At 49.5% G+C, this 25656-nt stretch carries 23 protein-coding genes and 3 pseudogenes; 21 read left to right on the top strand and 5 right to left on the bottom strand.

What is annotated here, in order from left to right; all coding sequences use genetic code 11:
* Positions 1–113 precede the first annotated feature (113 nt).
* From PKO01S_RS04535 to PKO01S_RS04525, 3 genes are all read left to right on the top strand, one after another.
* Positions 114–1067 (top strand): VanW family protein, encoded by a 954-nt coding sequence (locus tag PKO01S_RS04535; protein ID WP_246070436.1) that lies wholly within the window; start codon positions 114–116, stop codon positions 1065–1067.
* A gap of 167 nt (positions 1068–1234) precedes the next feature.
* The gene (locus tag PKO01S_RS04530) at positions 1235–1663 is read left to right on the top strand and encodes an Rrf2 family transcriptional regulator (RefSeq protein ID WP_127530116.1); all 429 of its coding nucleotides are present in this window, start codon (positions 1235–1237) and stop codon (positions 1661–1663) included.
* A gap of 75 nt (positions 1664–1738) precedes the next feature.
* Positions 1739–2377: an NAD(P)-dependent oxidoreductase gene (locus PKO01S_RS04525; RefSeq protein WP_127530115.1), complete on the top strand. Its 639-nt coding sequence runs from the start codon at positions 1739–1741 to the stop codon at positions 2375–2377.
* Positions 2378–2450: 73 nt separating this feature from the next.
* On the opposite strand, the gene PKO01S_RS04520 is transcribed toward PKO01S_RS04525, so the two are convergent.
* Positions 2451–3050, bottom strand: coding sequence for a hypothetical protein (locus tag PKO01S_RS04520; protein ID WP_127530114.1), 600 nt, complete (start codon positions 3048–3050; stop codon positions 2451–2453).
* 142 nt (positions 3051–3192) lie between these two features.
* Between PKO01S_RS04520 and PKO01S_RS04515 the strand changes: the two genes are divergently transcribed.
* From PKO01S_RS04515 to PKO01S_RS04495, 5 genes are all read left to right on the top strand, one after another.
* Entirely contained in the window at positions 3193–3561 is a 369-nt protein-coding gene (locus tag PKO01S_RS04515; RefSeq protein ID WP_127530113.1) for a glyoxalase superfamily protein, read from the top strand.
* Positions 3558–4226: an HAD family hydrolase gene (locus tag PKO01S_RS04510; protein ID WP_127530112.1), complete on the top strand. Its 669-nt coding sequence runs from the start codon at positions 3558–3560 to the stop codon at positions 4224–4226. The genes PKO01S_RS04515 and PKO01S_RS04510 overlap by 4 nt, the downstream gene beginning before the upstream one ends.
* A gap of 186 nt (positions 4227–4412) precedes the next feature.
* Positions 4413–5729: an ABC transporter substrate-binding protein gene (locus PKO01S_RS04505; RefSeq protein WP_246070435.1), complete on the top strand. Its 1317-nt coding sequence runs from the start codon at positions 4413–4415 to the stop codon at positions 5727–5729.
* Between the two features lie 92 nt (positions 5730–5821).
* Positions 5822–6397, top strand: a complete 576-nt coding sequence (locus tag PKO01S_RS04500) for a GNAT family N-acetyltransferase (protein ID WP_127530111.1) — start codon at positions 5822–5824, stop codon at positions 6395–6397.
* Positions 6398–6936: 539 nt separating this feature from the next.
* Positions 6937–10962 carry a sugar-binding protein gene (locus PKO01S_RS04495; protein WP_127530110.1) on the top strand — a complete coding sequence of 1342 codons (4026 nt, stop codon included), beginning with the start codon at positions 6937–6939 and terminating at the stop codon, positions 10960–10962.
* A 188-nt stretch (positions 10963–11150) separates the two neighbouring features.
* On the opposite strand, the gene PKO01S_RS04490 is transcribed toward PKO01S_RS04495, so the two are convergent.
* The gene (locus PKO01S_RS04490; RefSeq protein WP_127530109.1) at positions 11151–11741 is read right to left on the bottom strand and encodes a kinase; all 591 of its coding nucleotides are present in this window, start codon (positions 11739–11741) and stop codon (positions 11151–11153) included.
* A gap of 241 nt (positions 11742–11982) precedes the next feature.
* Here PKO01S_RS04490 and PKO01S_RS04485 point away from each other — a divergent pair.
* Positions 11983–12156: pseudogene (locus PKO01S_RS04485) on the top strand (amidohydrolase family protein); the annotation flags it as partial.
* A gap of 39 nt (positions 12157–12195) precedes the next feature.
* On the opposite strand, the gene PKO01S_RS04480 reads toward PKO01S_RS04485, so the two are convergent.
* A complete protein-coding gene (locus PKO01S_RS04480) occupies positions 12196–12735 on the bottom strand; it encodes an NAD(P)H-dependent oxidoreductase (RefSeq protein ID WP_127530108.1) in 540 nt (179 codons plus the stop codon).
* Between the two features lie 258 nt (positions 12736–12993).
* Between PKO01S_RS04480 and PKO01S_RS29730 the strand changes: the two are divergent.
* The 6 genes and pseudogenes from PKO01S_RS29730 to PKO01S_RS04450 form a co-directional block, all read left to right on the top strand.
* Positions 12994–13244: pseudogene (locus PKO01S_RS29730) on the top strand (winged helix-turn-helix transcriptional regulator); the annotation flags it as partial.
* A gap of 179 nt (positions 13245–13423) precedes the next feature.
* Positions 13424–13720 carry a hypothetical protein gene (locus PKO01S_RS04470; RefSeq protein WP_127530106.1) on the top strand — a complete coding sequence of 99 codons (297 nt, stop codon included), beginning with the start codon at positions 13424–13426 and terminating at the stop codon, positions 13718–13720.
* 36 nt (positions 13721–13756) lie between these two features.
* Positions 13757–14203: a hypothetical protein gene (locus PKO01S_RS04465; protein ID WP_127530105.1), complete on the top strand. Its 447-nt coding sequence runs from the start codon at positions 13757–13759 to the stop codon at positions 14201–14203.
* Positions 14204–14396: 193 nt separating this feature from the next.
* Positions 14397–15293 carry an AraC family transcriptional regulator gene (locus PKO01S_RS04460; protein WP_127530104.1) on the top strand — a complete coding sequence of 299 codons (897 nt, stop codon included), beginning with the start codon at positions 14397–14399 and terminating at the stop codon, positions 15291–15293.
* 179 nt (positions 15294–15472) lie between these two features.
* Entirely contained in the window at positions 15473–16078 is a 606-nt protein-coding gene (locus tag PKO01S_RS04455; RefSeq protein WP_127530198.1) for a sigma-70 family RNA polymerase sigma factor, read from the top strand.
* Positions 16005–17321 carry a DUF4179 domain-containing protein gene (locus PKO01S_RS04450; protein WP_127530103.1) on the top strand — a complete coding sequence of 439 codons (1317 nt, stop codon included), beginning with the start codon at positions 16005–16007 and terminating at the stop codon, positions 17319–17321. The genes PKO01S_RS04455 and PKO01S_RS04450 overlap by 74 nt, the downstream gene beginning before the upstream one ends.
* A 169-nt stretch (positions 17322–17490) precedes the next feature.
* On the opposite strand, the gene PKO01S_RS04445 is transcribed toward PKO01S_RS04450, so the two are convergent.
* Complete coding sequence (locus tag PKO01S_RS04445; protein ID WP_127530102.1) at positions 17491–18708, bottom strand: AGE family epimerase/isomerase; 1218 nt, start codon at positions 18706–18708, stop codon at positions 17491–17493.
* A gap of 27 nt (positions 18709–18735) precedes the next feature.
* A pseudogene (locus PKO01S_RS04440) lies at positions 18736–19434 on the bottom strand (glycoside hydrolase family 113); the annotation flags it as partial.
* Between the two features lie 244 nt (positions 19435–19678).
* Between PKO01S_RS04440 and PKO01S_RS04435 the strand changes: the two are divergent.
* The 6 genes from PKO01S_RS04435 (at position 19679) to PKO01S_RS04410 (ending at position 25406) form a co-directional block, all read left to right on the top strand.
* Positions 19679–20953: an ABC transporter substrate-binding protein gene (locus PKO01S_RS04435; protein WP_127530101.1), complete on the top strand. Its 1275-nt coding sequence runs from the start codon at positions 19679–19681 to the stop codon at positions 20951–20953.
* A gap of 108 nt (positions 20954–21061) precedes the next feature.
* Positions 21062–21943, top strand: a complete 882-nt coding sequence (locus tag PKO01S_RS04430; protein WP_407669627.1) for a carbohydrate ABC transporter permease — start codon at positions 21062–21064, stop codon at positions 21941–21943.
* 2 nt (positions 21944–21945) lie between these two features.
* Positions 21946–22776 carry a carbohydrate ABC transporter permease gene (locus PKO01S_RS04425; RefSeq protein WP_127530100.1) on the top strand — a complete coding sequence of 277 codons (831 nt, stop codon included), beginning with the start codon at positions 21946–21948 and terminating at the stop codon, positions 22774–22776.
* A 23-nt stretch (positions 22777–22799) separates the two neighbouring features.
* The gene (locus PKO01S_RS04420; protein ID WP_127530099.1) at positions 22800–23585 is read left to right on the top strand and encodes a response regulator transcription factor; all 786 of its coding nucleotides are present in this window, start codon (positions 22800–22802) and stop codon (positions 23583–23585) included.
* A gap of 270 nt (positions 23586–23855) precedes the next feature.
* Positions 23856–24401, top strand: coding sequence for a hypothetical protein (locus PKO01S_RS04415; RefSeq protein WP_127530098.1), 546 nt, complete (start codon positions 23856–23858; stop codon positions 24399–24401).
* A gap of 36 nt (positions 24402–24437) precedes the next feature.
* Positions 24438–25406 carry a hypothetical protein gene (locus PKO01S_RS04410; RefSeq protein WP_127530097.1) on the top strand — a complete coding sequence of 323 codons (969 nt, stop codon included), beginning with the start codon at positions 24438–24440 and terminating at the stop codon, positions 25404–25406.
* Positions 25407–25656: the final 250 nt, after the last annotated feature.

Below are 25656 nucleotides of genomic sequence, written 5' to 3'. Positions count from 1 at the left end.
GTTATGTGTAGAATCGTTGCCATTGACTTGGTGAATTGGTCATGGCTAACAAGCATAACGTGAACGCATTTAAGGCAAATTAGCGATGATAAACTTAGGAGGTCGTACAACGCATGTTCAAGGGGATTCGATCGCTGGGCTTATTCGGAATGCTCTTCATCTATCCGCTGACGCCCAGCAGCACGCCGCTGACGGTCGATTTGCACGGCCAGCCTGTTGCCAGCATCAAACGAATCGATTATATGGCGAATATTCCGGGCTTACCGGTTGTGAACGAATTGAAAGTGGAGAGATTGATGGATTCGCTGGAGAAGAAAACGAATATTCCATCCGTCAATGCGGTGCTGGATGCAGGCGGCCGAGTCGTGCCAGAGAAGATCGGTTACCGTCTCGATAGAAGGCAATTCGCAGAACAGGTGTACAGTTATTTGATCGAAGGGGGTATGACGCGCACGAATCTTCCGCAAAATAAGGTTTATCCGCGGGTGGACAGCGAATTAATGACGTTGATCAAGGAAAAGCAGATCGGTTATTATACGACTTACTTCAACAGCCGGAATCGAAATAGGACCACTAATATTGCGCTTGCCGCACAGGCAATAAACAATCATGTCGTCTTTCCAGGAGAGACGTTCTCGTTCAACGGCGTCGTCGGACAGCGGTCAACGGAGAAAGGCTACATGCGCGCCCCTGTCATCGTGAAGGGCGAGGTGTCCGAAGGGATTGGCGGCGGTATCTGCCAAATATCCTCCACGCTGTTCAATGCGGCGGACCGGGCTGGATTGCAAATTGTACAGCGGTATTCGCATAGCCGCAACGTGCCGTATGTGCCTCCCGGACGCGACGCAACCGTTAGCTGGTACGGACCGGACTTCGTATTCAAAAACCGTTATAGCCAGCCGATTCTAATTCGGGCCTATGTTTATGGCGGCCAAGTGAGCATTAGCATTTTCTCCTCCGAAGCGGTCGATCATGAACCTCGGCAAGTGCCGAGCGCATCGAAGAAGCTGCCGGAAGAAGTCCGGATGGAGCAAAGCGTAGGCGCCGGGAAGGCGGCAAACGATTAGGGTCGAAGAGAAGCAGTCCTTGCAGCCGAACAGGGACTGCTTCTAGCGTGATATGCGGTGTCTGGCTGGACAACACAAATGCGTCACCTAGCTGTTGACAATTTGAGTTGTAACTGATAAGGTTACATTGTAAACGTCATTCGGTATCGCAATTCGAGCAATGGGAGATGTTCAAGGTGATTAGCAGTCGATTCTCGGTCGCGATTCATATTTTGTCCTTAATCGATATCCATGAGGGCAAGATTAAGTCGGAATATATCGCAGGCAGTGTCAATACGAATCCGGTCGTCATCCGGCGGATTATGAGCATGCTGGGCAAAGCCGGACTTATCGAGTCTCGTGCCGGCGTGACGGGAATCAAGCTGTTGAAGCCTTTGTCTGCTATTTCGTTTCTCGATGTATACCGTGCGGTAGAGCTGCCGGAGAACGATGTGTTGTTCAACATCCACCGCAACTCGAATCCACAATGTCACGTAGGACGCAACATTCAAAGCGCATTGGAGCAGCCGTTGACCGAAGCGCAGCGTCAGCTAGAGAATACGCTTGCTCAGACGACCGTCGCGCAAGTGGTCGGTCATATCCAGTCTCAGTCGTAGTCTTTTTTTTGCAACAATTAGTAACTAATTTGGTTACAGGTTTGCGGGAATTATAATATTTGGAGGATGATAAAGATGAAAATCGCGGTAATCGGAGCAACAGGCAAAGCAGGTCAAGCCATCGTGAAGGAAGCGCTGGAGCGCGGACATGAAGTGACGACTATTGTGCGCGACAAAGCAAAGGTACAACAACAGCAAGTGAGCGTCGTGGAGAAAGAAGTATTCGGGCTTCAAGCGGGTGATCTCGCACCGTTCGATGTGGTCGTGAACGCGTTCGGAGCGGCGCCTGGACAGGAGCAGCAGCATATTGAAGCAGGACGCGTCTTGATCGAAGCGCTGAAGGGCGCGCCGAATACTCGTCTGATCGTTGTCGGCGGCGCAGGTAGCTTGTTCGTCGATGCAGCCTTAACGACCCGACTGTTCGATACGCCGGAGTTCCCGGAGTTGTATCTGGCTACGGCCCGCAGCCAAGGACAAAATTTGTCCGAACTGCAGCAATCCGAGGGCATTCGCTGGACGTTCGTCAGCCCGTCCGCATTCTTCGATCCGGCTGGACGCCGGACGGGAGCTTACACGGCGGGGCAAGACCAATTACTCGTCAACTCGCAAGGTCAGAGCTATATCAGCTACCCAGACTACGCGATCGCAATCATCGACGAGATTGAACAGCCGAAGCATGAGAACCGCCGCTTCACGGTTGTGGGCGAGGCTTAATAATTCTTTTGTACGAAAGCAGCTAATCGTGCTTATGCACGGTTAGCTGCTTTTATTTGGCAAGAGATTGATTTCATTTTACTCGTAGAACGATTTCACCGTCTGTCCCTTGGTTGGGGGCAGGCATGAGTTTGAACACGAACTTAATACCGGACAGATTGTCCGGAAGCGGGGGCGTAACGACGAAGTTATTGGAGGAATGGCCGGAGCTGCTGTTTCCTCCATCGAACCGGCAAACATAGCCGACCCCTAAGTCGAGCTCAAAAAATTTTGCTTTCGAATGCATCGGGTCCTGGGCCTCGTTAGAAGCGTCCCAATCGATGAATAGAGTGACGACACTCGCGTTCTCGTACTGTTTGACCGCAGTTATGGTATAGAAGAAGCCGTTATTCTCCACAGATTGAAGTGCGGCAATGTGTTTGCGAAATCCGCTTGGTTCCACGACTGGCTTGAAGTGGTGCTCGTTCATGAACATACCGAACAGTACTTTCAAATATTCTTCGTATAACCCACTAGAAGCTGCCCATGCCTTAATGAACTCGAATGGCGGGTAGCCCGGATTGTTCTGAGAAATTTCTTTGCGATGCCTCAGCAATTCGCAGAGTTGCTCGTCAATCTTCATGACCTTCATATCGTAATGGTCCGTTGGCCGTTCGTATGGTAATCGTTTCATCGTTTATCCTCCTAATCGAGTAATTGGCATACGGATCCATTCGACCAATTCCTTACCATTTCCTTGTTCGATTCACTTGATTGTTGCCTGCATCCGTTCTACATTGAATATAGTTAATTGTCCGATAGGAGTGGGTTGCCATATGGCACAATTCGAAATCGCGGGTACGACGCCGATCCTGCGTATGTATGATGAAGAAGCGACGAAACAGTTTTATACGGAATTTCTAGAATTCCGGATGGATTGGGAGCACCGGTACGAACCAGATCTTCCGCTGTACATGCAAGTGTCGAGCGGCGGATGTATCCTTCATCTGTCGGGACATTTCGGTGACGGTACGCCGGGAACAGCCGTCCGGATCGGTGTCCGCAACACGGAGGCGTTCCATGACATGCTGGCTGCCAAACGGTACAAGCATGCGAGACCAGGCTATAACCGTGAGGAACGATCTGTAACACTGCATGACCCGTCGGGCAACCTGCTGAGGTTCTATGAGGAGATAGAGTCATGACGGCGGCTGAAGACAAACGCAGAATACGCGGAATCATTTTTGATATGGATAATACGCTCGTGCAGTCCCGCATCGACTTCGCTGCAATGAAACGGGATGTGTATGCTTATTTGCTGCACCATGGGTATGCAGAGCGGGGGTTGAATCTGCAGCAATGGACTACGTCTATGCTCGTCGAACAAGCGAAGCGTGAAGGGATGAATGAAGCTCAGTATGATGAGGCGATGCTCATTGCACGGCGGCATGAAATTGTCGGGATGCAGGGGGCGGAGCTTGAACCAGGTGCCGTGCAACTGCTCGACGAGTTGGCTGATAGTTATGTACTGACGATTGTGACGAACAATGCGGAAGAGGCTGCGCTGGAAGCGCTGAAGCGCAACGGTATCGCAGACCGATTCATTGAGATCATCGGCAGGGAAAGCATGCGGGAGATGAAGCCGTCGCCGTCCGGTTTCCAAGAGATTGTCCGCAGGACGGGGATGGCGGCGGACAACTGGCTGTCGGTCGGCGATTCGTGGATCGACGGCAAGGGCTCGATCGATGCAGGAATTCCGTTCATCGGTTACCAGGTGAACGAGCATGATCTTCAGCAGCGAGGTGTACAACCGCTCATGGTAATCGACCAATTATCGGCGCTCCATGACGTTCTGAGTCTCATGGATTGAAGGCTGCGGAAGCTTTCATCCGAGACGGATTATGTTTCCTTCAACAAGCAAACTGCCCGCACGGGGCCGTCCCGATGCGGGTGGCGGTAAGGCAAATGTGATTGCGCTTCCATACCGGCAACCGAACCGTTGGTCTTACGGGCTGATGGCAGCGGGTGACGAAACGGCCTTAGAGGAGGAGTTGGAATGAGGAACGGACGGAGTCGGTGCGGCCTAATCGGCGGCGGCCTGAGCTTGTTCATAATGGCCTGCATCACGCTAGCCGGGTGTACGTCAGAGCGTGTTCCGAATGTGGAATCGGCAGTCCAACCCGAGGAGCCTGTTACGAGCGAACAGACCATAACGATGTTGACGAACCGCGTCGATCTGATTGAGAACGGACAGATGGACAAGTATGCCGAACCATTCGAAATAGCGCATCCCGGCACGAAGATCCGGTTCGAAGGTCTCGCTAATTATACGGCTGATATTATGGTCAAGCTGTCTACCCGCAGCATGCCGGACGTACTGCTGCTGCCGACCAATTTGTTGTCGCAGGATTTGCCGAGATATTTCGAACCGCTGGACGATTCGATGTTCGAAGGGATGCGGTTTGCCGATTATAAGTCTTATCAAGGTTTGCGGTACGGGCTATCGACCGGCGCTTCGACTGTTGGAATCGCGTACAACAAGAAGGCGTTCCAAGCCGCGGGAATCACGGCGCTGCCGACGACGCTCGACGCGTTCTATGATGCGTGCAGGAAGCTGAAAGCGGCTGGCATAACGCCCATTTATCTGAATTACGGTGCAGGCTGGCCGATGAAGCTATGGGGCGAAGAACTGGTCAGCTTCATGACGGGAGACCCCGCTTATCTGAACGCGATGGTGAAGACCGACGCGCCGTGGCAGCTTGACAACGCATGGGGACAAGCTATGACCATTGTGAAGACGTTAATCGCTCGCGGCTATACGGAGTCGAATCTGATGGCGAACCAGTGGGAAGCGTCCAAGAGCAAAGTCGCAAGCGGTGAAGCCGCCATGTACTTCAACGGCAATTGGATCATCCAGCAAGTGATAGACGCAGGCGCGAAGCCGGACGATATCGGGTTTTTCCCTATGCCGTATGATAATGGGACGAAGCACTATGCGCCGCTGCTGCCGGACTGGTTCGTCGGAATCAGCAAATTCAGCAGCAATATAGAGCTTGCTCAGGCGTGGATCGAATATTTTGTGAAAGAGTCGAGTTACGTGGAAGATTCCGGATTTCTGCCGATGATGACGTCGAAGGAGCCGGCTCTTCGGCAGTTTCAACAGTTTCTTTCGTTCTCGCCGACGTTCGTCGAGACGGAGTCGCCGAGCGACTTGTTTCTCGAGTTGGCAGAGAAGGCGCAAATCCCGTTCTGGTCGGGCGAGTATATCCAAGAGTGGGTCGTGTCCAATGATTTGCAGTCGAAGTTCGAAGCGTATAACGAGAAATGGAAACTAGCACGGGAATCGGTTATTCCTGCTGTTGCAAATCCTTAAAGTGACTAAAGTGATTAAATGATTGAGGCAGAAATGATAGAGATATCTATTTAGTGAATAAGCAGTAGTTCAACGAGATCTGGAGGGTACACATGTTAGATACAAGTCTCGATTGGTTTAGAGTTATTCTCAAACGTGAACAAGGAACCCCACTCCCGCAAGCTTCATTGCCAAGCGGGTACTCCATCGTAACCTTTCAATCAGGTGATGAAGAAGCGTGGGGAGAAATAGAAGCATCCGTCCTAGAATTTGCCGATAAAGATGCTGCGACGGAGTATTTTGCGAATAACTATCTTCCTTATAAGGATGAGCTAGCACGCAGGACGATGTTCATTCAGGCACATGACGGAGAAAAAGTGGCTACTTTCACGGCTTGGTGGAATTATACAGGAGTGCGCCGCCATCCGTTTGTTCATTGGGTTGCTGTGAAGCCGCCATTTCAAGGACAAGGACTTGGCAAAGCGATCATTGCAGCTGGTGTAAAACATATGATCGATATCGAAGGGGATCGGTTAATGTATATCCCTACATCGACATGGGCTCATAAAGCCATAAGGTTGTATAGGTGGGCGGGATTTGAAGTCGAGCGCCATGAACCGGCGCCAGGCGGATTTGAGAATCAAACGGCACAGGCTTTACAAGTGTTGAAAGAACGTATGCTAATATAGTCGAGTTGCGAGGGACGGAGTCCACCGCCGGGAAGAGCAATGGCGGGACCAGCGGTTTCCTGAATGCAGGTCGGTTACGCGGATACCATTTAGGTTAACAATTTCTTCAAAAAGCAAATAGGCATTACACCCAGCAAGTACATAAATCACATCCTATAGAACTGAAAATATTCCTTTTGACCCGAGAATATTCTCTGCCAAACAAAGGGGGAAAACCGTACAATTTAAAACAGGATCGATTGACAACGCTTACAAAGACCTGACTGAATGGAGCGATCCCAAAATTATGGATGTGTGAACTAGGAGGTCAGAACTGTTTACGGCAACGGCTTGCGGTTCGATGCTCAGTCTCCCGGCGAATCGGAATCCCCGGCGGGTCAGACCTCTAGCAACAAAGACGATGGGGGGAGAAAATTAAGCTAAAAGCGATAACGATTACGACCGTCGAGATTATCGTCTATATGATCGGCAATGAGAGATTGATGACGCACTGACGGCAGGGACTATCTTGAAGTGAAGAATGAGAGGGGTTGGATAGGATGCTAAGTATTTCGGTTAAAAGGGAATGGCGCTCTATCTTAATGACGGTCTTGACCGTTGTTCTTGTTATGGCCAATTTCTCGGTTCCACAGGCTGCTTCGGCAGCGGAGACGTCTGCAGCACAGGCTGTGTATTACGTATCTCCAAGCGGGGATGATGTCAATCCGGGAACGATCACCGCGCCTTTCAAAACCATACAGCATGCAAGGGATATTATTCGCTCCGTTAATGCAAGCATGACGGGGGATATCTACGTGTATCTTCGCGGCGGAGATTATCCGGTCTCGAGCACGATCGAGTTCACGCCAAGCGATTCCGGCACAAATGGCTATCATATCATTTATCAAGCTTATCCGAATGAGACTCCGGTGTTGAACGGAGGTGTCCAAGTTAGCGGTTGGACTCAGCATGCAGGGAATATATGGAAGGCTCCCTTGGATCGAAGCAATAAACTTCGCGCGCTATATGTGAATGACAAGAGAGCAATGATGGCCTCGAAAACCATCAACTCTTTAGGCTGCTACGGTACGTATACCATAACGGCGGGTCAAGCCGATTGGGCTTGGGAATCAGGCTCGCAGTGCGATGGAGCCAGATACAACCTGACGGATTTCCCCGACATTCAATCGAATCAAGGTGATATCGAGATCGAAACGCGGACGACCTGGAACACTGCAATCGTAGGGGTTCGCCAAGTGACAACTACCCCAGACGGGGCCAATCGCGTTGCGTTGTTCCAAGAACCGGGAGCGGCTATTGCCCAAGGTTCCTTTAATGGAAATTTCCAGATCGGCGGTAGCCACAGAATCATGAATGCCTATGAATTTCTGGATGCGCCGGGCGAATTTTATTACGACAAAACCAATAAAACCGTATATTACTACAAAGCCGATAACGAGGATATGACCACGGCACAGGTATTCGCTCCGAACAATGTAACAACGATTCTGAAAGTGGCCGGCGCATCTATTAGCGATCACGTGCGCAATCTGACTTTCGATGGTATCACCGTTGAGCATTCCGATTGGAACCTATCCGAAATAGCCGGTTCGGCATTTAAACAGGTGCAGCAAGGGAATCTCAGCGCGATCGCTTATGCGAAACAAAACTTTCATGACTATTACTATCGCAATGTCGATTTGGAGCCTAGCGCCATTGATATTGAGAATGCAGATGGCATCATGCTTCTTAATAATAAGGTAGAGCATACCGGATCAGACGGCGTTAGTATGGTCAACGATGTTTCGAACTCGAAGTTGATAGGAAACTATACGAATGACATCGGCGGAGCCGCTATTTCGATCGGTCATCCACAGCATGTGTATATCGGCGATTATACTTCTGCTAATCATGAGAAATATACAGTCGACAAAGAAGGCGTCTGCAAGAACATTGATATCGAGAATAATTATCTGCACGACAGCGGAGTGCTGTTTAACGGATCTGCTGCTATCCAAGCCTTTTTTGTTGATTCGATATCGATACAACATAACCGGATCGAAAAAACGCCGTATGTCGGCATCTCGCTCGGTTGGGGATGGTGGAACTTTGATGGCTCGTCAGGCTCCATCGTGCCGGGCGTACCAACCACAACCGCCCGAAACAACAATATCAGCTACAACCAGATTATAGACACGATGCAGAAATTGGACGATGGCGCACCGATCTATACGCTGGGCAGCCAGCCGACAACCATAATTAGCAATAACTACTTGAAAGGCGTTCCGGCGGGCCATAAATACGGGCTGCATCCTGACGAAGGTTCAGCCTATATCAACTTTAGCAATAACGTATTGGATATCGACCCGAATGTTACGTATACGATCAACTCTGACGACTGGGGAAGAAAGCATGACCTGAGCATTATCCAAACGTATAGTAACGTCAACAAAATATCCAATAAAAACCTGCCGAGTAGCGTCGTTGAAGACATCAATTATTATCAGGACAGCGTATGGCCGTTGGCAGGATATACCATCGCATTGAATGCAGGTTTGGAAGGTCCGTATCAGTATCTGGAGTCGCCGGCCCATACGCCTGTACAAGATGTTGTGCTCCCGGCGAGCGTTTACATCAATCCTCCGACGGCTTCGATTCCGATACAGTCTGCGGGAGATGCCGCCGCAACCGTATGGCTTGCACCTGCAGGAACAACAAGTTTCATCGAAGGTCCGACCATGACGAAGGCTAGTGGAACGGCCGCTTTTATTGCTGTTCCACAGACTGCAGGGACCTATCATCTCTATGTGGTTGATGCACAGGGGAACCCTTCTGATCCATCGCAATCGGTGGTAAGATTCGCTTTGCACGGAACGGGTCAAGTGGTCTCGAAATCGTTAACGGCAGGGAAAGCGTCCTTGACTGTCGATGGATCCATGGATACGATCTTGAAGGCTGTCGCGGCGAGTGAAATCAAAGACGCCAATGATGCAGGAATAGCAGATTTCCGTACAACCTATGACGATTCCCATCTCTATCTGCTCGTCAATATCCATGATGCAACCAAGGATGCAGCGGACAAGGTTGAGGTGTATATCAACGGCACCACACCTTATGTGTTATCTCGCGACAACAGCACTGTACGAGGGGCCGACTACAGGATCGCGGAGACGAGCGACGGATATCGTCTGGAAGCGGCCGTTCTTCTGGATCATGCTTCAAGCGGCCAGAATCTGAAATTTGACCTTCGCGTCACCGACGGACATGCAGCAGGGCCTGTTGCGTGGAACGATCCGGACAACGCGGATACGGATCTCAATCATTTCGCTTCACTAACATGGGGTGGTCCGCTTGAATTGACCTATGTTATCCATGGTACGCCTGCAGGCTTCGATGATCCGCAGTGGAACAACGCCGACCAAATCGCCATGGATCAATTCGTTCAGGGTACGAGCGGTGCAACCGGCACGGTGAAGACGATGTGGGACGATCAATATTTATATGTTCGCGCTCAAATCCATGATCCGATCTTAAGAAAAGATTCTCGCAACCCTTGGGAGCAAGATTCCATTGAAATTTTCGTGGATCAGGATCACAAGCGAACAAGCAACATTGAGAGTGACGACGGCCAGTATCGCATCAACTTTGCTAATGTGCAAACAGTTGACCATCGCTCAAGCGGATCGACCTTTGACACCGTCACGAGCGCAGTCTACGACGCAGGTGGTCAGACGGTGGGATATGACGTCTTTGCAAGAATTAAACTGGATCGGATTGTCCCTCAAGTCGGCACATTGGTCGGATTCGATGTTTCCGTGAACAACTCGGATAACGATAAGGGAACGCGTGACAGCGTTGCGGTTTGGAGCGATGTCACCGGCCAACAGTGGCGGGATAGCTCCAATCTTGGAAACGCTCTGCTGGTCCAGGATATCCCGAGCGATTCGAGCGGTGATCAAGTGCCTCCGACAACGGCGTATACGATCGACCCTGAGACACCTAGCGGAACAAACGGGTGGTATAATAAGGACGTGACCATCTCCTTGTATGCCGAGGATAATGCGGACGGTTCCGGAGTTTCCGGAACGGAATACCGGATTAATAACGGAGATTGGATTCCTTATCAAACACCGTTCACACTGTTGGCCGATGGACGATATCAAATCGACTACCGAAGTGAAGACAAGTCGAGCAATGTTGAGCCGTTCAAAACGTTCCAAGTGAATATTGATCGAACAGCACCGCAATTAGCAATCTCCTTGGATAAAGCAATGATTTGGCCGGCCAACCAAAAAATGATTCCGATCCAGGTCACCATTGATTCGTCGGATGTGGTCTCCGGTCTGGAATCGGTCGTATTAACTTCGATTACAAGTAATGAAATGCTGCAGTCTGATGATATTCAAAAAGCAACTTACAATGTTCCGCTGCTCTATTCTTCCGATTCATTTGAGGTTCGTGCGGATCGATCAGGAAATGGCGAGGGACGCATTTATACCATTACTTATGCTGCTAAGGATTTGGCCGGCAATGTGGCCACAGCGTCGGCTATTGTGACCGTTCCACACGACCAGTCGAACAAATAAATGTGCAGGAGGAAGAGGAGCCCTTGATTATCGGGGTTCAAATTATCAAGACCTAAACTTAAAAAAATCAGATAAAATAAAGGGTATCACATATTAGTTATGCATAATATGTGATACCCTTATTTTTAGGCTCGTTTCGTAAAAGTTGTTGCTATTGACCGTAATTAATGAGTTCAATTGGACATTCTTCAGGAACTAATAATCATATCGGCGTTGGTTAAAGGAGCTATCGAATCCCAATAGAAGTCTTCCGCTTTCCAATATCTTGACCTGAATTTTTCAATGTTCTCCTTGGCAGATGCAGATTCTCGTTCGAATCGTTTATCTCTTGGGCAATCCAAATACACGATGTAGTCAAAAAAGTCTCGCCACTCTGGTCGTTGAAGAAACACACCTTCAACAATCAGAATGCAGTTGATTGGTATGGTAACGGTCTTTATTTCTAACTTATCCAAAACCGAGTTGTAGAAGGGAAGCTCTACGACTACTGCATGGTTTAACTTTGAAAATAACTGGTTACGCAAAAGTTCAACATCCCATTGAAGGTTGTAATACTCATACCATTGCTCAAATTCAGTGTCGTATCTATTCTTACGTTCCACAATATGGTCATCAATGTGGAAGATGCAAATTGGTTTCTGGTATTGAATCAGCCTGTTTCTCAACTCCGTTACAAATGTGGTCTTTCCAGAGCGACTCAGCCCGTCAATCCCAAGTATGAGTCGGTTGTTAACATAGCGGTTCAAAACGGTATCTATTACCTTGTCGTAATCGACCATAATTTCACCTCTCCATATAACTCCCTCGCAAATAACTCGCATATCATCTTGACATTCACTTTACGTCAGGGTTTATTATAAACCCAGAAAAAGGAGGTTGTCATGATGAAAAAATTAATCAAAGGCGCGACCATCCCATGGAAAGAAATGAGCCATTTGCAGGGGATATTCTCATTGCATTTCGGCCATTCAGACTGACATTACCGCTGAAGTCGATGAAGTGATTTACGGCGAAGGTATGGCAGCGATGCCTGGGCTTATTAACGCTCACCAACATACCCCAATGAGCTTACTGAGAGGATTTTTCGACGATCTCAAGCTAATGAACTGGTTAAACAAGAAAATGCTGCCCGCTGAATCCCGAATGACGCCTGAGGACATTTATTGGGGAACAAAGCTCGCAATGGCCGAAATGAAATTCAAAGCTCTGCGAGGCTGTCCTTTTGTTATGGAATCAATGGATGAGCACTTCCCTCGGAGCTTTTATGAATTCCGCGTACTTTTCTGCTGCATTTGCCAAATCAGCATCTGTAGCTTGCGTTACGCGGTACACAACGAAGGCCGGAAGAAAAGTGCCGTTGCATTTCGTCAGCGTTCTTTCGATTGATCGCAGAAACTCGCTGATTGTATACGTGTTTTCACCGCCCGACCTGTAACAAGCTTCGGTTCCACCGGTCGTAGTGGCGATCATGAATTCTTTGCCGAGCAGCTTCTCTCCTCCGGGGCCATAAGCCCAGCCAAACGTTAGTACATCGTCAAACCACTTCTTAAGCAGAGGAGGACAGCTGAACCAATAAAAAGGGAACTGAAACACAATCCGATCGTGCTGCAGCAGCATCCGCTGTTCTTTTTTCACATCGATCTGCCAAGTGGGGTGTTCCAGATATAGGTCGCGAATATGAATATCCGCGTGTTTATTAAGTTCACGAATTAAGGCCTTACTGGCTCTGGACTGATGTAAATCGGGGTGTGCAGCGATGACCATAATGTTCATCTTAATCATCCTTTATTCGGTTTTAGCAGGATCGCGATCTGCACTCCCTATTATTGGTGAGAAGTAGCAGCTTGCAAAGTACGCTCTTTTTTCATACTATGTTCTGCCGGACATACTGTGGATTTCGGAGGAACATATCTCGAATGGTATGAAATAGCGTGCCAAGTACGGAAAATGATCGTACTGTTCGAATTACCGATACTCTGGTAAAGTGCATTACATGAGTCGTTATCAGGAACGTGGAGGCGGGAAACATGCATGACGGAATTCGTGAACCGAATCATCGCCACACAAGGTATTTTGGCGACACTACACGCAATCGGGGGAAAGTGGAAGCCGCTGATCCTGTTTATTTTGCTGCACGACGGGACGATGAGGTTCGGGGAATTACGTCGGCTGCTCCCGAACATTACGCAAGGTATGCTTACGGGCCAGCTGCGCGAAATGGAGCAAGATGGACTTATCGTGCGCCGAGTCTATCAGGAAATTCACCAAAGGTCGAGTACTCGTGATACGGAAGATTATAATATGCTCATAGGTGATTATATTTTGGATGAAATAGAGGAAAACGGAGAAGAAAAGATTACGAAAGGAAACAGGGGGAAGAAGAAACTTGTTAAACTAAGTGAATGTCTTTGGGTAATAGGTGCGAGTTTCATATACCAAAATCTATTCTTGGAGGATTGCTGTGGACAACCAAAGGTTTGTTAAAGCCCATATTCATTGGAAAAAAGATCCGAGCAAGTTTCCAGTAAACCAATGGATACGAGATATTGTTGTAAACTATGGTGAAACCAAGGACAAGACATTTTATGGTGAGACATGGACGGTGCTAGTGAAGATCACAAGACCTATTGATGGTACATGGGATACATATGCTGATATTGCTTTTATTGTTGACGAAGCACCATGGCAATTACTCGAAACAGGCTATAGCTTTAATCTCTGGGCAGGAAAGGATATTGCAGCAGTGACCATTATCTAAGCGATGTCTTATTGATAGTAAGGAGGAGGGGCTCTCTTGCAAAAAATAATAATGCCAGAAGAGGTTTCTAAAAGTTTGAGAATAAATATGGAACGAATGTGGGATATAAGACAACCTTACTGGTATCCATTATTCGATTGCAGTAGAGAAGACCTCATAGCATTTAATTCCGAATATATAGAGAATGAAGAAAGATTAAATGATATTAAAACGTTGCTTAAGCACCATGGAATTATGCAGGTGATAGAATTTCTAGAAACAGGTGAAACTTTCAATATACAGGTCTCAAATCTCTACCCATATTATTGTTACAATGACGATTTCTCAGGCGGTGAGGGTTTTTGGACTTCGCAGAGTATGGATTGGATTATCTATGCATCTCATGAAGGAACAACAACGATCGGCGGAGAGTGGTTAGTTAATAAAATAAAGTCATTGTGGACAGACTGGAGAACCAGTATTAAGTGGGATACCAAGAATTAAGCTCCTCTTTCTGTAAGTCTCCCTTCATCCAAATTGCCGTCGATTATGTTCAATATCCTGATTTTGTTATCGTAAATTAAGGGAAGTGTTTATAGATATATTACGTTGCATTGGGAAGCAACTTCTTTGGGCACAAATCGTTGCGAAGCTATTGCCCGCCCCGTCTAAACTTAATTTGAGAGGAGGGATTGAGATGGAGTGGCTGGGTAGGATGAATCGGGCAATTGACTATATTGAAACGAATCTGACGGAGGAGCTAGAACTAGGGGAAGTGGCCCGCATGGCCTGCTGTTCGTCGTATCAGTTCCAACGGATGTTTTCTTTCATTACGGACGTGACGCTGGCGGAGTATATTCGGCGCAGACGGTTAACCCTTGCTGCGCTCGAACTGCAGAATGGCGGTGCGGCGAAGGTGATCGATGTCGCGCTGAAGTACGGTTACGAATCGCCAGTCTCGTTCGCACGGGCGTTTCATGCATTGCATGGAATTACACCGGCCATGGCTCGTCAAGAGGGGATTGCTCTCAAAGCCTACCCCCGTCTGTCCTTTCTTATCACCATTAAAGGGGCAGAGGCAATGAACTATCGAATCGAAACGAAGGAAAGCTTTGAAGTGTTCGGCATTGAAGGGGTATTCCGTGCCGACGGGTGCGGAGATGCACCACAGACACCGGCAAAGCTGTGGGAGCAAAGCCTTGCGAACGGCGATGTGAAGAGGCTTGAAGCGTGCGCAGGTCCGTTGCCTTCGTTCGTTAGCCAGGACTTGAATTCGGTTCATGCGGTATGCAGCTATCGAAAAACTGGACTCGACACGTTCCCGTATATGTTATGCGCGTTCAAAGACGAAAGAAGCAATACAGATGGGTACACGACAGTGATGATACCCGCGCAAACGTGGGCGATCTTCCCGGCGGAGCCGCATGCTTGGGATCAGTTTGACGGGATGATCGAAACGCTATATAAACGCTTTTACACCGAATGGCTCCCGACGTCTGGCTACGAGCAAGTGGAAGGAGCAGAGTTCGAGATGTACGGCGCTAGAAACGGGCTGAACTATTTCGAACTTTGGTTTGCAGTTCGTAAAGTTTAAACACGAGCAAGTGCATCAAGCTTTAAGGGGCATCTCTGACAAAGAATCGGACAACTTATCTCTCCTCAACCTCCTAGGGGCAGGCTATCGTCCCTTCGGTCTGGTTGAGGAGAATTTTTTTGTTCATCATGAACTTTATCAGCTACTACGGGCTCTTACTTGTGAAAAGGGGTGAGAACGTGAATGTAAGCCGTCTTGTGAAACAAGCGCAAAGAGGCAGCAAGGATGCTTTATTACAACTTATCATAGCCGAACAGGACGCTTATTACCGACTTGCCTACCGATACATGGGCAATGAGCATGACGCCTTGGACGCTATGGAAGATATGATTGTGACACTTTATGAGAAACTGGATCAGTTAAAAAAAAGCGAAGCTTTCTACAGTTGGAGCAAAACGATTCTCGTCAATCGTTGCAGAACGATGCTTCGCAAGAAGAACCGATTCCTCCCATTAGAAGAGGAGCGGGAGGAATCAATGGATGCTTTAACGGAAGTTAATCCGTACCGTGACACGGAATCCGAGATGGATATGCAAGAGCTGCTCTCCCATCTGAACGAGCGTCAGAGGGAAGCAATCGAGCTGCGTTACGTCCACGATCTGCCGTATCAGACGATTGCGGATATGACCGGCGCGCCGCTCGGCACGATTAAATCAAGAATTTCGCAAGGCATTCTGAAATTGAAGGCTATAATCGGAGGAGGTGATCGTTATGACAACGATCGAGGAGAGATTGAAGCAGCACAGACAGAACTTGAACAACATCCAAGCCCCGTCCGGACTTGAGGATAGACTGCGGCATGCGCTTGATCGTATTCCCGCTAAGAGAAAAAAACGTAATAGTGCGAGAATGTGGTTTGCAGCAACGGCTGCGGCAATCGTATTGATTGTTGGCACATATCAATATCCTGCCTTTGCCTATTACAGCGGCAAGCTGTTTAACAAGACGGAGCTTAACTCGCTAAGCTTCTCCGAGGTTGCCGAACACGGCTACGGTCAATCGGTCAACAAAAGCAAAACGCTCGACGACGGTACGGTCATTACGATTAACGGGGTAATTGCGGACGATAACGCCTTGCTGTTGTACTATTCCATCAAACGACCTGAGGGATCTGTATTTACGGACGACTATTTTTCTCGATATGGAGTTAGTAAGATGCATGGATTCTTGACCGATTACAACATGAAGGAAGGAAGCAGCAACTACCGGATGGGTAAGTCCGAGTACGAGGGGATTTATAAATTCGACCCGGTCAAACCGTTCTCCAGAACATTAACCGTTACGTTCAATGAGCGATTAGACAACGGGGAACAGGCTGTCTATCCGATATCGTTCAAGTACGATGCGAATAAAGCGATGAACAGCCTATTGAAAGAGGAATTGACCGAATCCCTTCCTGTTGATCGGGGGAGGATCCAATATGATTCCTTAACGGCTTCGCCGACTTCAACGATGGTGAAGGGTCATTATGAAATGGATAACGGAGAATTCCCTTACTTTGTAGGTCAAACCGAACTTTTGGTCAATGGTATAGAAGTGCAAGCATTTGGTATGCGTTCGAATGGTATCACGGACGACGGAGTTCAAGATTTCGAGCTTGAATTCGATGTGCTTCCGACCGACAAGATCGAGAGCGTAGAGCTTGTGCTCCACAATTTCGACGGATATGAGACAATCGAGCAGCCGATCTCCCTCGCTTCGCCATCTGATCGTTCCATCCGAATCGGTACTGAGAAGCTGTGGATTCGAAGCGTTACTCCGACGGATAAAGGCTATGATGTGGTGATCGCCAGAAAACAGTTCACAATCTTGGATACCCAGCATCTAGCCATTCAGGCTGGTGGCAGCGTCGTACCTGTTTCCTCCATCTCGAGGTCGCGCCCGTGGGATTTACACAACGGCAACATCCTATGGGAGCAGACGTATTCATTCAACACGAAGGAACAACCGGAACAGCTGTTACTGGACGGCTATCACTATATTAAAACGTACGACAAGACGATATCGCTTCCGATTGGCAAGAGATAACTTGGACGACGGTTGCGCTCTCGTAATGAATTGACTCTAATCGCCGCCAAATGGTCACGGCCTGTGAATCTGCTTGTTCCATATTGGAACGGCAGGTCACAGGCCGATTGATTAGGTCGACTGGATTTGATGCACGAGCACGCTAACGAACCACAGCGACCTTATTTGGCTACGGCCTCGCCAGCCGATCCAGCATCTCAAAGCATGCTCTGCTATTGTGGTAGGGACATTTCCAAGCGTTCACTTTCCCTCGGCCTTGGGTCGGGATGCCTTCGCGTGTGACGCTCCAATGCCATTCCCCGAGGCGGCGGTCTACGATATAACGTTCGATGAACGACCAAGACGCGCGCGAAGCTTCCAAATACCGCGACTCACCGGTCAGTTGATACGCTTGATAAAATCCGACTACTGCTTCCGCCTGCGGCCACCAATCTCTGTCGCTGTCGATAATGCCGCTGTCATCCGCTTCATTCGGAATGCCGCCGTCCGCATCTACGCCTTCTTGCAGCACAGCTTCCGCCATCCGGACGGCGGTCTCGCGCGCCTTCGCAAGCAGCTCCGGTTCGCCGAGCGTCTCCGCTGCTTCAATAAGCAGCCAGCTGCCTTCGATATCGTGGCCATACGAGATATGGCTGTTCTTACTGTTCCACTGCTCATCGAAGAACAGCTTGAAGTGTAACGTCACAGGGTCAATGATATAGCGTATCGTCAGTTCGATCAGCTCGGCAAGTGACTGTTGAAGACGGGCGGCAGGCCACACCCGGTATAAGTTGGAGTACGCCTCCATCACATGAAGATGCGTATTCATCGATTTCCGGACGTTCAACTCGTCTCTCCCGTCCAGACTCATGCTGCTGATCGGCGTCCAGTCTTGGGCCAGTCCTTCGGCGTATCCACCGAATTCATAATCACGCGCATGGTTCTCCAGTAACTCGAACAACTGAATCGCGTGTTCGAGCGACTCTTGCGTACCGGCAGCCCGATAGTATTCCGACAACGCGTAGATGGCAAAGGCTTGGCCGTACATCACCTTGTCGACCGCCGAAGGAGTGCCGTCAGCCTCAACCATCCAATACATGCCGCCGTACTCTTGATCGAGGAACGAGTTGATCAAATACTGATAAGCCCGGTCCGCCATCGACAGATGCTCTGGTTGGCCGAACAACCGGTAAGCAGTGGAGAAGGTCCATAAGACTCGAGTGTTCAGCACGAGACTTTTGTCGGCGCTCAAGTCGGCGTTTCGCTCATCATCGATGCGGCCGATGAATCCGCCGCGCGGGTCGACTGTATGGTCCATCCAGAACGCTAAAATGTTCTCATTCAGCTCATTCATGATGGCAAGCGACCACTCCGCTTTCCAAGGGGCCGTCTCTGTACCGGTCATCATCGGATCCCGACCTTTCCTTCATAGTAAGGGACAGCCGGCTTCCATGAAGAAGAACGGCTTCCCGAACCGGCGTACGACGCCTTCGATCCGGTCCAGTTGATTGTTCCATTCTCCGACTGGATAATAGCCGCTGGAGCTGATGACGTCGATGGCATCCCACCAGCCTACGCGGTCTTCCTGATATTTATCGCAGTTGTAGGTTACGATGCCGGAGTAGACGCGGCGGACGGCCGCAATCAGTTCGCGCCATTCTTGCTCGCGGCGGTCAGTTTGCGCCATCTCGCAGCCGATGCACAGCATCTCGCAGCCCGTTTCTTCTGCGACACGTGCGTAATGAACGATATATTCGGTATAAGAAGCGAACCATTCCGACCATTTGGGCTCGCATGGCACATCATGATCGAAGAAGTTAATATGAGCGCGCCACGTGCTGTTCGCACAATTGACAACCGGCTTCAGACAAACATGCAGACCGTGCCGCTTCGCTTCGGCAATTGCATGACGGACTTCTTCCTCTGTGACGGTCGGCTCATCCCGGAACGGGATCGTTGTCGACTGTGCATGGGCTTGAACGGCGGCAAAAGACAGCGCGGTCCAATGGATGCCCATTCACTCCTTCATTAATGCCATTGACCGGTCCGCGGTTTCATTCGACCACGTTCCCCGGACGCCAGTCCATCCCCATGTCATGCCTGCGATAAAGGTGTCCTTGTCCCACTGATTCATGCCGATATCTCCTTCGCGCTTCACGACAATCGATAGGTGTTGTCGTATGTTTATTTTTGTTAGATAACAAGATTCACTGATAGGTTAACTTCTTGTTATTGGTTTGGCAAGCGGAATCTAACAAAAGAGGGAAAGGTAAATACAAGACTAGAAATGACAATACAGACCATTTTTTGTGTTGGAACAAGCCAGTATAATCAATGTTGAAAGCGTTATCAACCATATCAAGGGGGCAAATGATTCGATGAAAAGAAAAGTATCGTTATTGCTTTCGGCTATGCTTTTGCTAACGGTTGTTCTTGCAGCATGCAGCAGCAAGGAAAAAGAAGAAACAACCGGCACGACGTCGGCTAACGGCGATATTAAAGGGAAGATCGTCTTCCTGACGAATCGGACGGATATGATCGGCAAGCAATACAACGATTATAAGAAGCGGTTTGAAGAGAAGTATCCGGATGTCGATTTGGAATTCGAGGCGATAACCGATTATGAGAAAAACTTAAAGGTACGGATCGCATCAGGCTCCTATCCAGACGTGGTGCTGCTCGCGGGCGGCATTCCGAACAGCGATTTTCCGAAATATTTTGCGCCGCTGGACGACATCCACTTCTCCGATGATCTGTACTTTAAAGATTTGAAGGCGTTCGAAGGCAAAATGTACGGCGTCAGCTCCGGCAGCAGCACGGTCGGCATCGTCTACAACAAGAAGGCGTTCGCTGCGGCCGGCATTACGGAAGTGCCGAAGACGCTCGACGAATTTTATGCCGCATCGCAGAAGTTGAAGGATAAAGGCATTGTGCCGCTAGCTTCGAACTTTAAGGACAAATGGCCGCTCGACGCGTGGCTGTATGACGTCCCGACAATCATCGGCAACGATTCGACGCATCAGAATAAGCGTGCCGACTCGGATGCTCCTTACGGTATGGACAGTGTATATGCGCAGTCTTGGAACATTTTGCGCGAGATGAACAAACAGGGATTTCTGGAGAAAGACATTAATTCAACGAACTGGGAGCAATCGAAGAAAGACGTGGCGCAGGGCAAATTCGCGATGTATCTGCTTGGCAACTGGGTCATCAACCAGGTGATCGAGAACGGAGCGGCAGCGAATGATGTAGGCTTCTTCCCATTCCCAACCGATAATTCCGGCGAGCTGAAAGCACCGCTCAATCCGGACTTCTTCTATGGCGTGAACAAGAACGGCAACGTGCCGGCTGCGAAAGCGTTCGTGCAATGGATGATCGAAGAGTCCGGCTTCGACGATTTCGCCGGCTTCATCCCAACGCTGAAGAGCAAGAAGCCGCAGCTCGCGCAGCTGTCCGAATTCAACTCCTACAATCCGAAGTTTATCGAAGCGGGTCCGTCCAACGATACGGCAACGGAAATCAACAATAAAGCGCAAATCGACCAAGAAGCATTCGTGCAAGAATACGTCCTTGCGGACGATCCGGCGAAAGTGCTCGATAAGTATAACAAAATGTGGGCTTCGGCGAAGAAATCGGTCACAGGCAGCAAATAGTCAGGCAAGCGAATAACAAGGGGCGGTCGAGGCAGCAGCTGGCTGCGGCCGCCCTTCCTTGCAATTGACGCGAAGCGAAAAGCTGTAGAGAGGAAGGAAATCCTTGTGCTGAACCGAATGTCCATCTCGAAGCAGCGGACGATTATTATCGTCTCATTCACGCTTATTCCGCTGCTGCTGCTGCTCACTTTCGCTTATTATCCGGCGCTGCAGCTCATTCATCTGAGCTTTACGAACTGGGACGGCATGAGCCAGGAGAAGGAATGGGTCGGGTGGGACAATTATGCCGAGGTGTTCAACAACCCGGACATCTTCGGCGTGTTCCGCCACAATCTGGCTTACTTCTTCGTCGGCATCGTTCAGAATTTATTCGCGATCTATTTCGCTGTTATTCTGAAAGGCAAGCTGAGAGGCCGCAATTTGTTCCGGCTGCTATTGTTCCTTCCTTACATCTTGAATGGAGTGGCGGTCGCGTACTTGTTCGGTTATGTGTTCGATACGACGAACGGCTCGCTCAATACGGTGCTTGGGGGGATCGGGCTGCCTAACGATACAAGCTGGCTAGGGATGAAATCGCTCGTTAACTATACACTGGCTTCGATCGGATTCTGGCGGTTCATGGGCTTCAATATGGTCATTTATTTGGCCGCGCTGCAGTCCATTCCGGAAGATCTGTATGAAGCTTCGTCGATTGACGGCGCGAACGGATGGCAGAAGTTCCGGTTCATTACGCTGCCTAACATTTATAAGATTATCGAATTGAACTTATTCTTAACTGTTACAGGAGCGCTCGAGGTGTTCGATCTGCCGTTCGTGCTGACGACGGGCGGACCGGCTGGCGCTAGCGAGACGTTCGTGATGAAAATTATTTCGACCGCTTTCCAGTTCAACAATTATGGCCTCGCCTCTGCGATGAGCGTCGTATTGTTATTGGCGGTCGTCGCCGTCTTGTCGGTGCAGCGGTACTTCCTGAACAGGGGGAATGATTAGCGATGACGAAAGATACGCCATTGTGGGCGTCAGTCAAATACGGCTCGCTGGTTCTCGCCGTTCTGGCGATTCTGTTCCCGCCTTATATAATGATCGCCAATGCGTTCAAGACGAAGGACGAGTTCCTGAGCAAGAAAGCGATGGAGCTGCCGGACAGCTTCTTCAACCTCAGCAATTTCGCCGAGGCGTTCAAGCAGGCCGATATGAGCCATGCGTTCCAGAATACGATCATCATCATCGCGACGACGCTGCTGTTCAATATCGTGCTTGGCTCGGCGTTCTGCTATGCGGTCGGGCGGTTTCAATTTCCGTTCCGGGGACTGCTCGTCGGATTGTTCTTATTCGCAACGATCATCCCGCAAATTACAACGCAGGTCGTCAACTTTAAGACGGTTCAGACGATCGGGTTAACGAACCATCTGATGGGACCGGTGCTGTTGTACGTTGGCGCCGATATTTTGCAAATTTATATTTACTTGCAGTTCATTCGCAATATCCCGTATGAGATTGACGAAAGCGCGATGATCGAGGGGGCTTCGTTGTTCCGCATCTTTTATGCGATCATCTTCCCGCTGCTCGGACCCGCTACGGCGACAATCATAATTTTGAAGACGATCGCCGTCTATAACGATATGTTCACGCCTTACTTATATTTGACCAAGACGGAGAATGTTGTCGTATCGACATCGCTCATGCGGTTCTTCGGCATTAACAGCGGCAATTGGCAGATGGTATCAGCCGCCGTCCTGCTCATTATGATTCCGACGTGCATTCTGTACTTGTTTATGCAGCGGTATATTTTTAACGGTGTAACGAACGGCGCGGTCAAATAAGACGACGAGGGGGCAGTACGGCGATGAATGTGATTCTTGTAGATGACGAAGAGATGATTCGGCGAGGGATGCACAAAATGATGATGAAGCTCGGACTGCCCGTCCAGATCGTCGGTTCATATGGCAGCGGCGCCGATGCTTGGTCGCGGATCGAAGGAATGACAGAAGGCGAGCTGGACCTTCTGATTACCGATATCAAAATGCCGTTCATGGACGGCTTGCAGCTCATCGAACGCGCGAGGGCGAAGCTGCCGAACATGGCAATCATCGTGCTCAGCGGATTTAGCGAATTCGAATATGCGCGAATGGCACTCCGGTTCGGCGTTCGCGATTATTTGTTGAAGCCGGTTGATAAGAACCATCTGCACAATATCATTAGCCAACTCATCGAAGAGCGATCGGCTGAGCGGACAGAGGCGGCAACACGACCCGCAGAGGGGGCTTCGCCGTCACTGGAATCGACCACGGTTCAACCGGAGGACGGTGACCATTACATGGTCGAGCATATTCGAAGCACGCTGGACAAGACGTACGACCAGCCGCTCGACTTGGATAAGCTGGCGCAGACGGCCGGTATGAGCGCCAGCTACATCAGCCGGTTGTTCCGCCAGAAGATGAACAAGACGATGACGGAGTATGTCATCGGGCTGCGCATCGAACGGGCGAAGGAATTGCTCACGGACAATCCTGCGCTCAAAAACTATGAAATCTCACAGTTGGTCGGCTACCATGATCCCGTCTATTTCAATAAGCTGTTCAAGAAAGAAGTAGGCGTGACGCCGAAGGATTATAAGGTAGGCCGACGATAGGGGATTGTTCGCGGAAGCGGGCGGTCCCTTATTTCTAATGGGATTCAAAGGTTGAAACGGACAGGAAGATCCATAATGCGGACGATCTACTGCTCCGATACATTAGGCCTCACCTCGAGTGCAGGGGTTATATTTTGCTAGTGACTAATCTTGGAAGGGAAATGATGGATCTGCCCTAAAAAAATGTTGCTGAAAGCAACAAACCATGCGGCTATTTCGTCATGATAAGTGTGATGCTGTAAAGATGAGGAAGAACAAGGGGAGATTGCGATGGCGAGAAAGTGGTTAGGAGTCGTACTCGTCGTAAGCTTTTGCTTCATTGCGATATTCAGCAGGCACGAAACGGTGAAGCAGACGAACGGTAAAGTCCGTCTTACTGAGCATCGTACCAGCGTCGTACGCTATGTGAATGAAGAACCGGAGGGCGGCGTTGAGCTGCAGTTGTTGAAGCGGGACAGCGAGCGTTATAACATTTACCGGACGATTGATAGGCCGCGTCAGGTGGAGCACGCGCTGCGTGTACTGAAGCAGGCGGATTGGATGAAGGCTCATGTCGATATGGACCGGCAGCCCGATTATAAAATCGAAACGATTCGTGCCGATGAGCCGCTTACCTATGACGTATGGGTGACGCCTCGACGCAATCTCGAAATCGTGATCGAGGGCAAAGCCAAATACGTGAAGCTAAGCGACAGGACGAGCCGGACGTTATTGGATATGTTTGAATCCCAGTATGAATCGGAAAGGGATGGTCAAGTTGAAGAGCGCCGGCCAAGAAACAATCTAGATGAACGAAACGTCGAGATTGAACGATAGGAAATAAGTGTATGGGTTAGGTAGGGGGAGATAGAGATGAGAAGCATACTGTCGCTCATGTTGTTATCCTTTGTCTTAATGGTTGCTGCCGCCGGATGCGGAATCCGGCTTCATTCGGTGAAGAATACCGGAAACGCAGAGTCAGGTGTCCCATTGAGCAGCAGCCAAACCGCGTCCGGTGAGGATGCGGTTTCGTCTGAACCGTCGATTGTTCTGCCGGAAGCCGACGATGCACAAGCATTGTCCCGGCATGGAGGACCAGCGCCGCGTTATGTGTCGTTCTATATCGAGCCCGAATATTCGGATTATAAGACGGGAGAGACGATCGTTTTCCGGATTAAGCTGACGAATGAATGGGAGAAGGAGCTTCATATCGGCAATGAGCCGAAGCTGCGGGTCGGACCGGCGATGAGCGATACAGGCAGCCTGGATGAGATCGCGGTTCCAGCGCTGGCGAATTTATCGCTTGAGCCCGGCAAATCGTTGAATACGACAGCGGAGTGGAAGCAGCGGGGCAAGTCGGGGCAATACCGGGTTGAGATTGGCGATGTCGATCTCGGACTTGTCCGGACGAGCAGCGGAGGAACGACGTTCTTCGTGAAAGATCCAGAGGAACCGATGCTGGTCCGAGCGGTCGACGGCAGCGGAGAGATTACCCTTCCGAACAGCCAGATCGAAGAGAAGAGCACCATCGTCATGAAACACATTGAATTTACGGATCATGAGACGGCCATCCAGTTCGATATTCATACGAAGCAGATGGCGCCGTTAGGGTTCAACGTCTCGCTTATTCGCGACGATAACAAAGAGGATGCCGAGAGAGCGCTTAGCGTCGAGCAAAGCGATCAGATCGACGGCATCATTACAGCTAAGGTTACGTTTAATCCGACTTCTCTCGGCACGAAGCGGCTGAAGCTTGTATTTTCCAACTGGAATGTCGTACATACCGGTGAAGGTGTAGAAACGATCGACGGACCTTGGAGCATAGAGCTTCCATTGAACTAATAAGAAGATCATGATTCCGCCATCGGCGGAATTTTTTTTGATCAATATCAAACGTTGGTTATCATTTTATCGAAAAATCGTATCACCAATTCATAAAAATCACGCATGTTCGGAGGCTTCGGGCGGCGGGACTGTTTTATCAAGAGAAGAGGAATTAATCAGAAAATGGTAGAATATACGAATTGCAGCACATATTAAAGCCGTGGTTGTGTCACCGAACTGCGATACGGTCGGTCACATTTCCCGGGAA

Source organism: Paenibacillus kobensis NBRC 15729, from assembly GCF_004000825.1.
In the GTDB taxonomy this organism is placed as follows: domain Bacteria; phylum Bacillota; class Bacilli; order Paenibacillales; family Paenibacillaceae; genus Paenibacillus_T; species Paenibacillus_T kobensis.
This window is presented reverse-complemented; position numbering and strand designations above follow the sequence as displayed.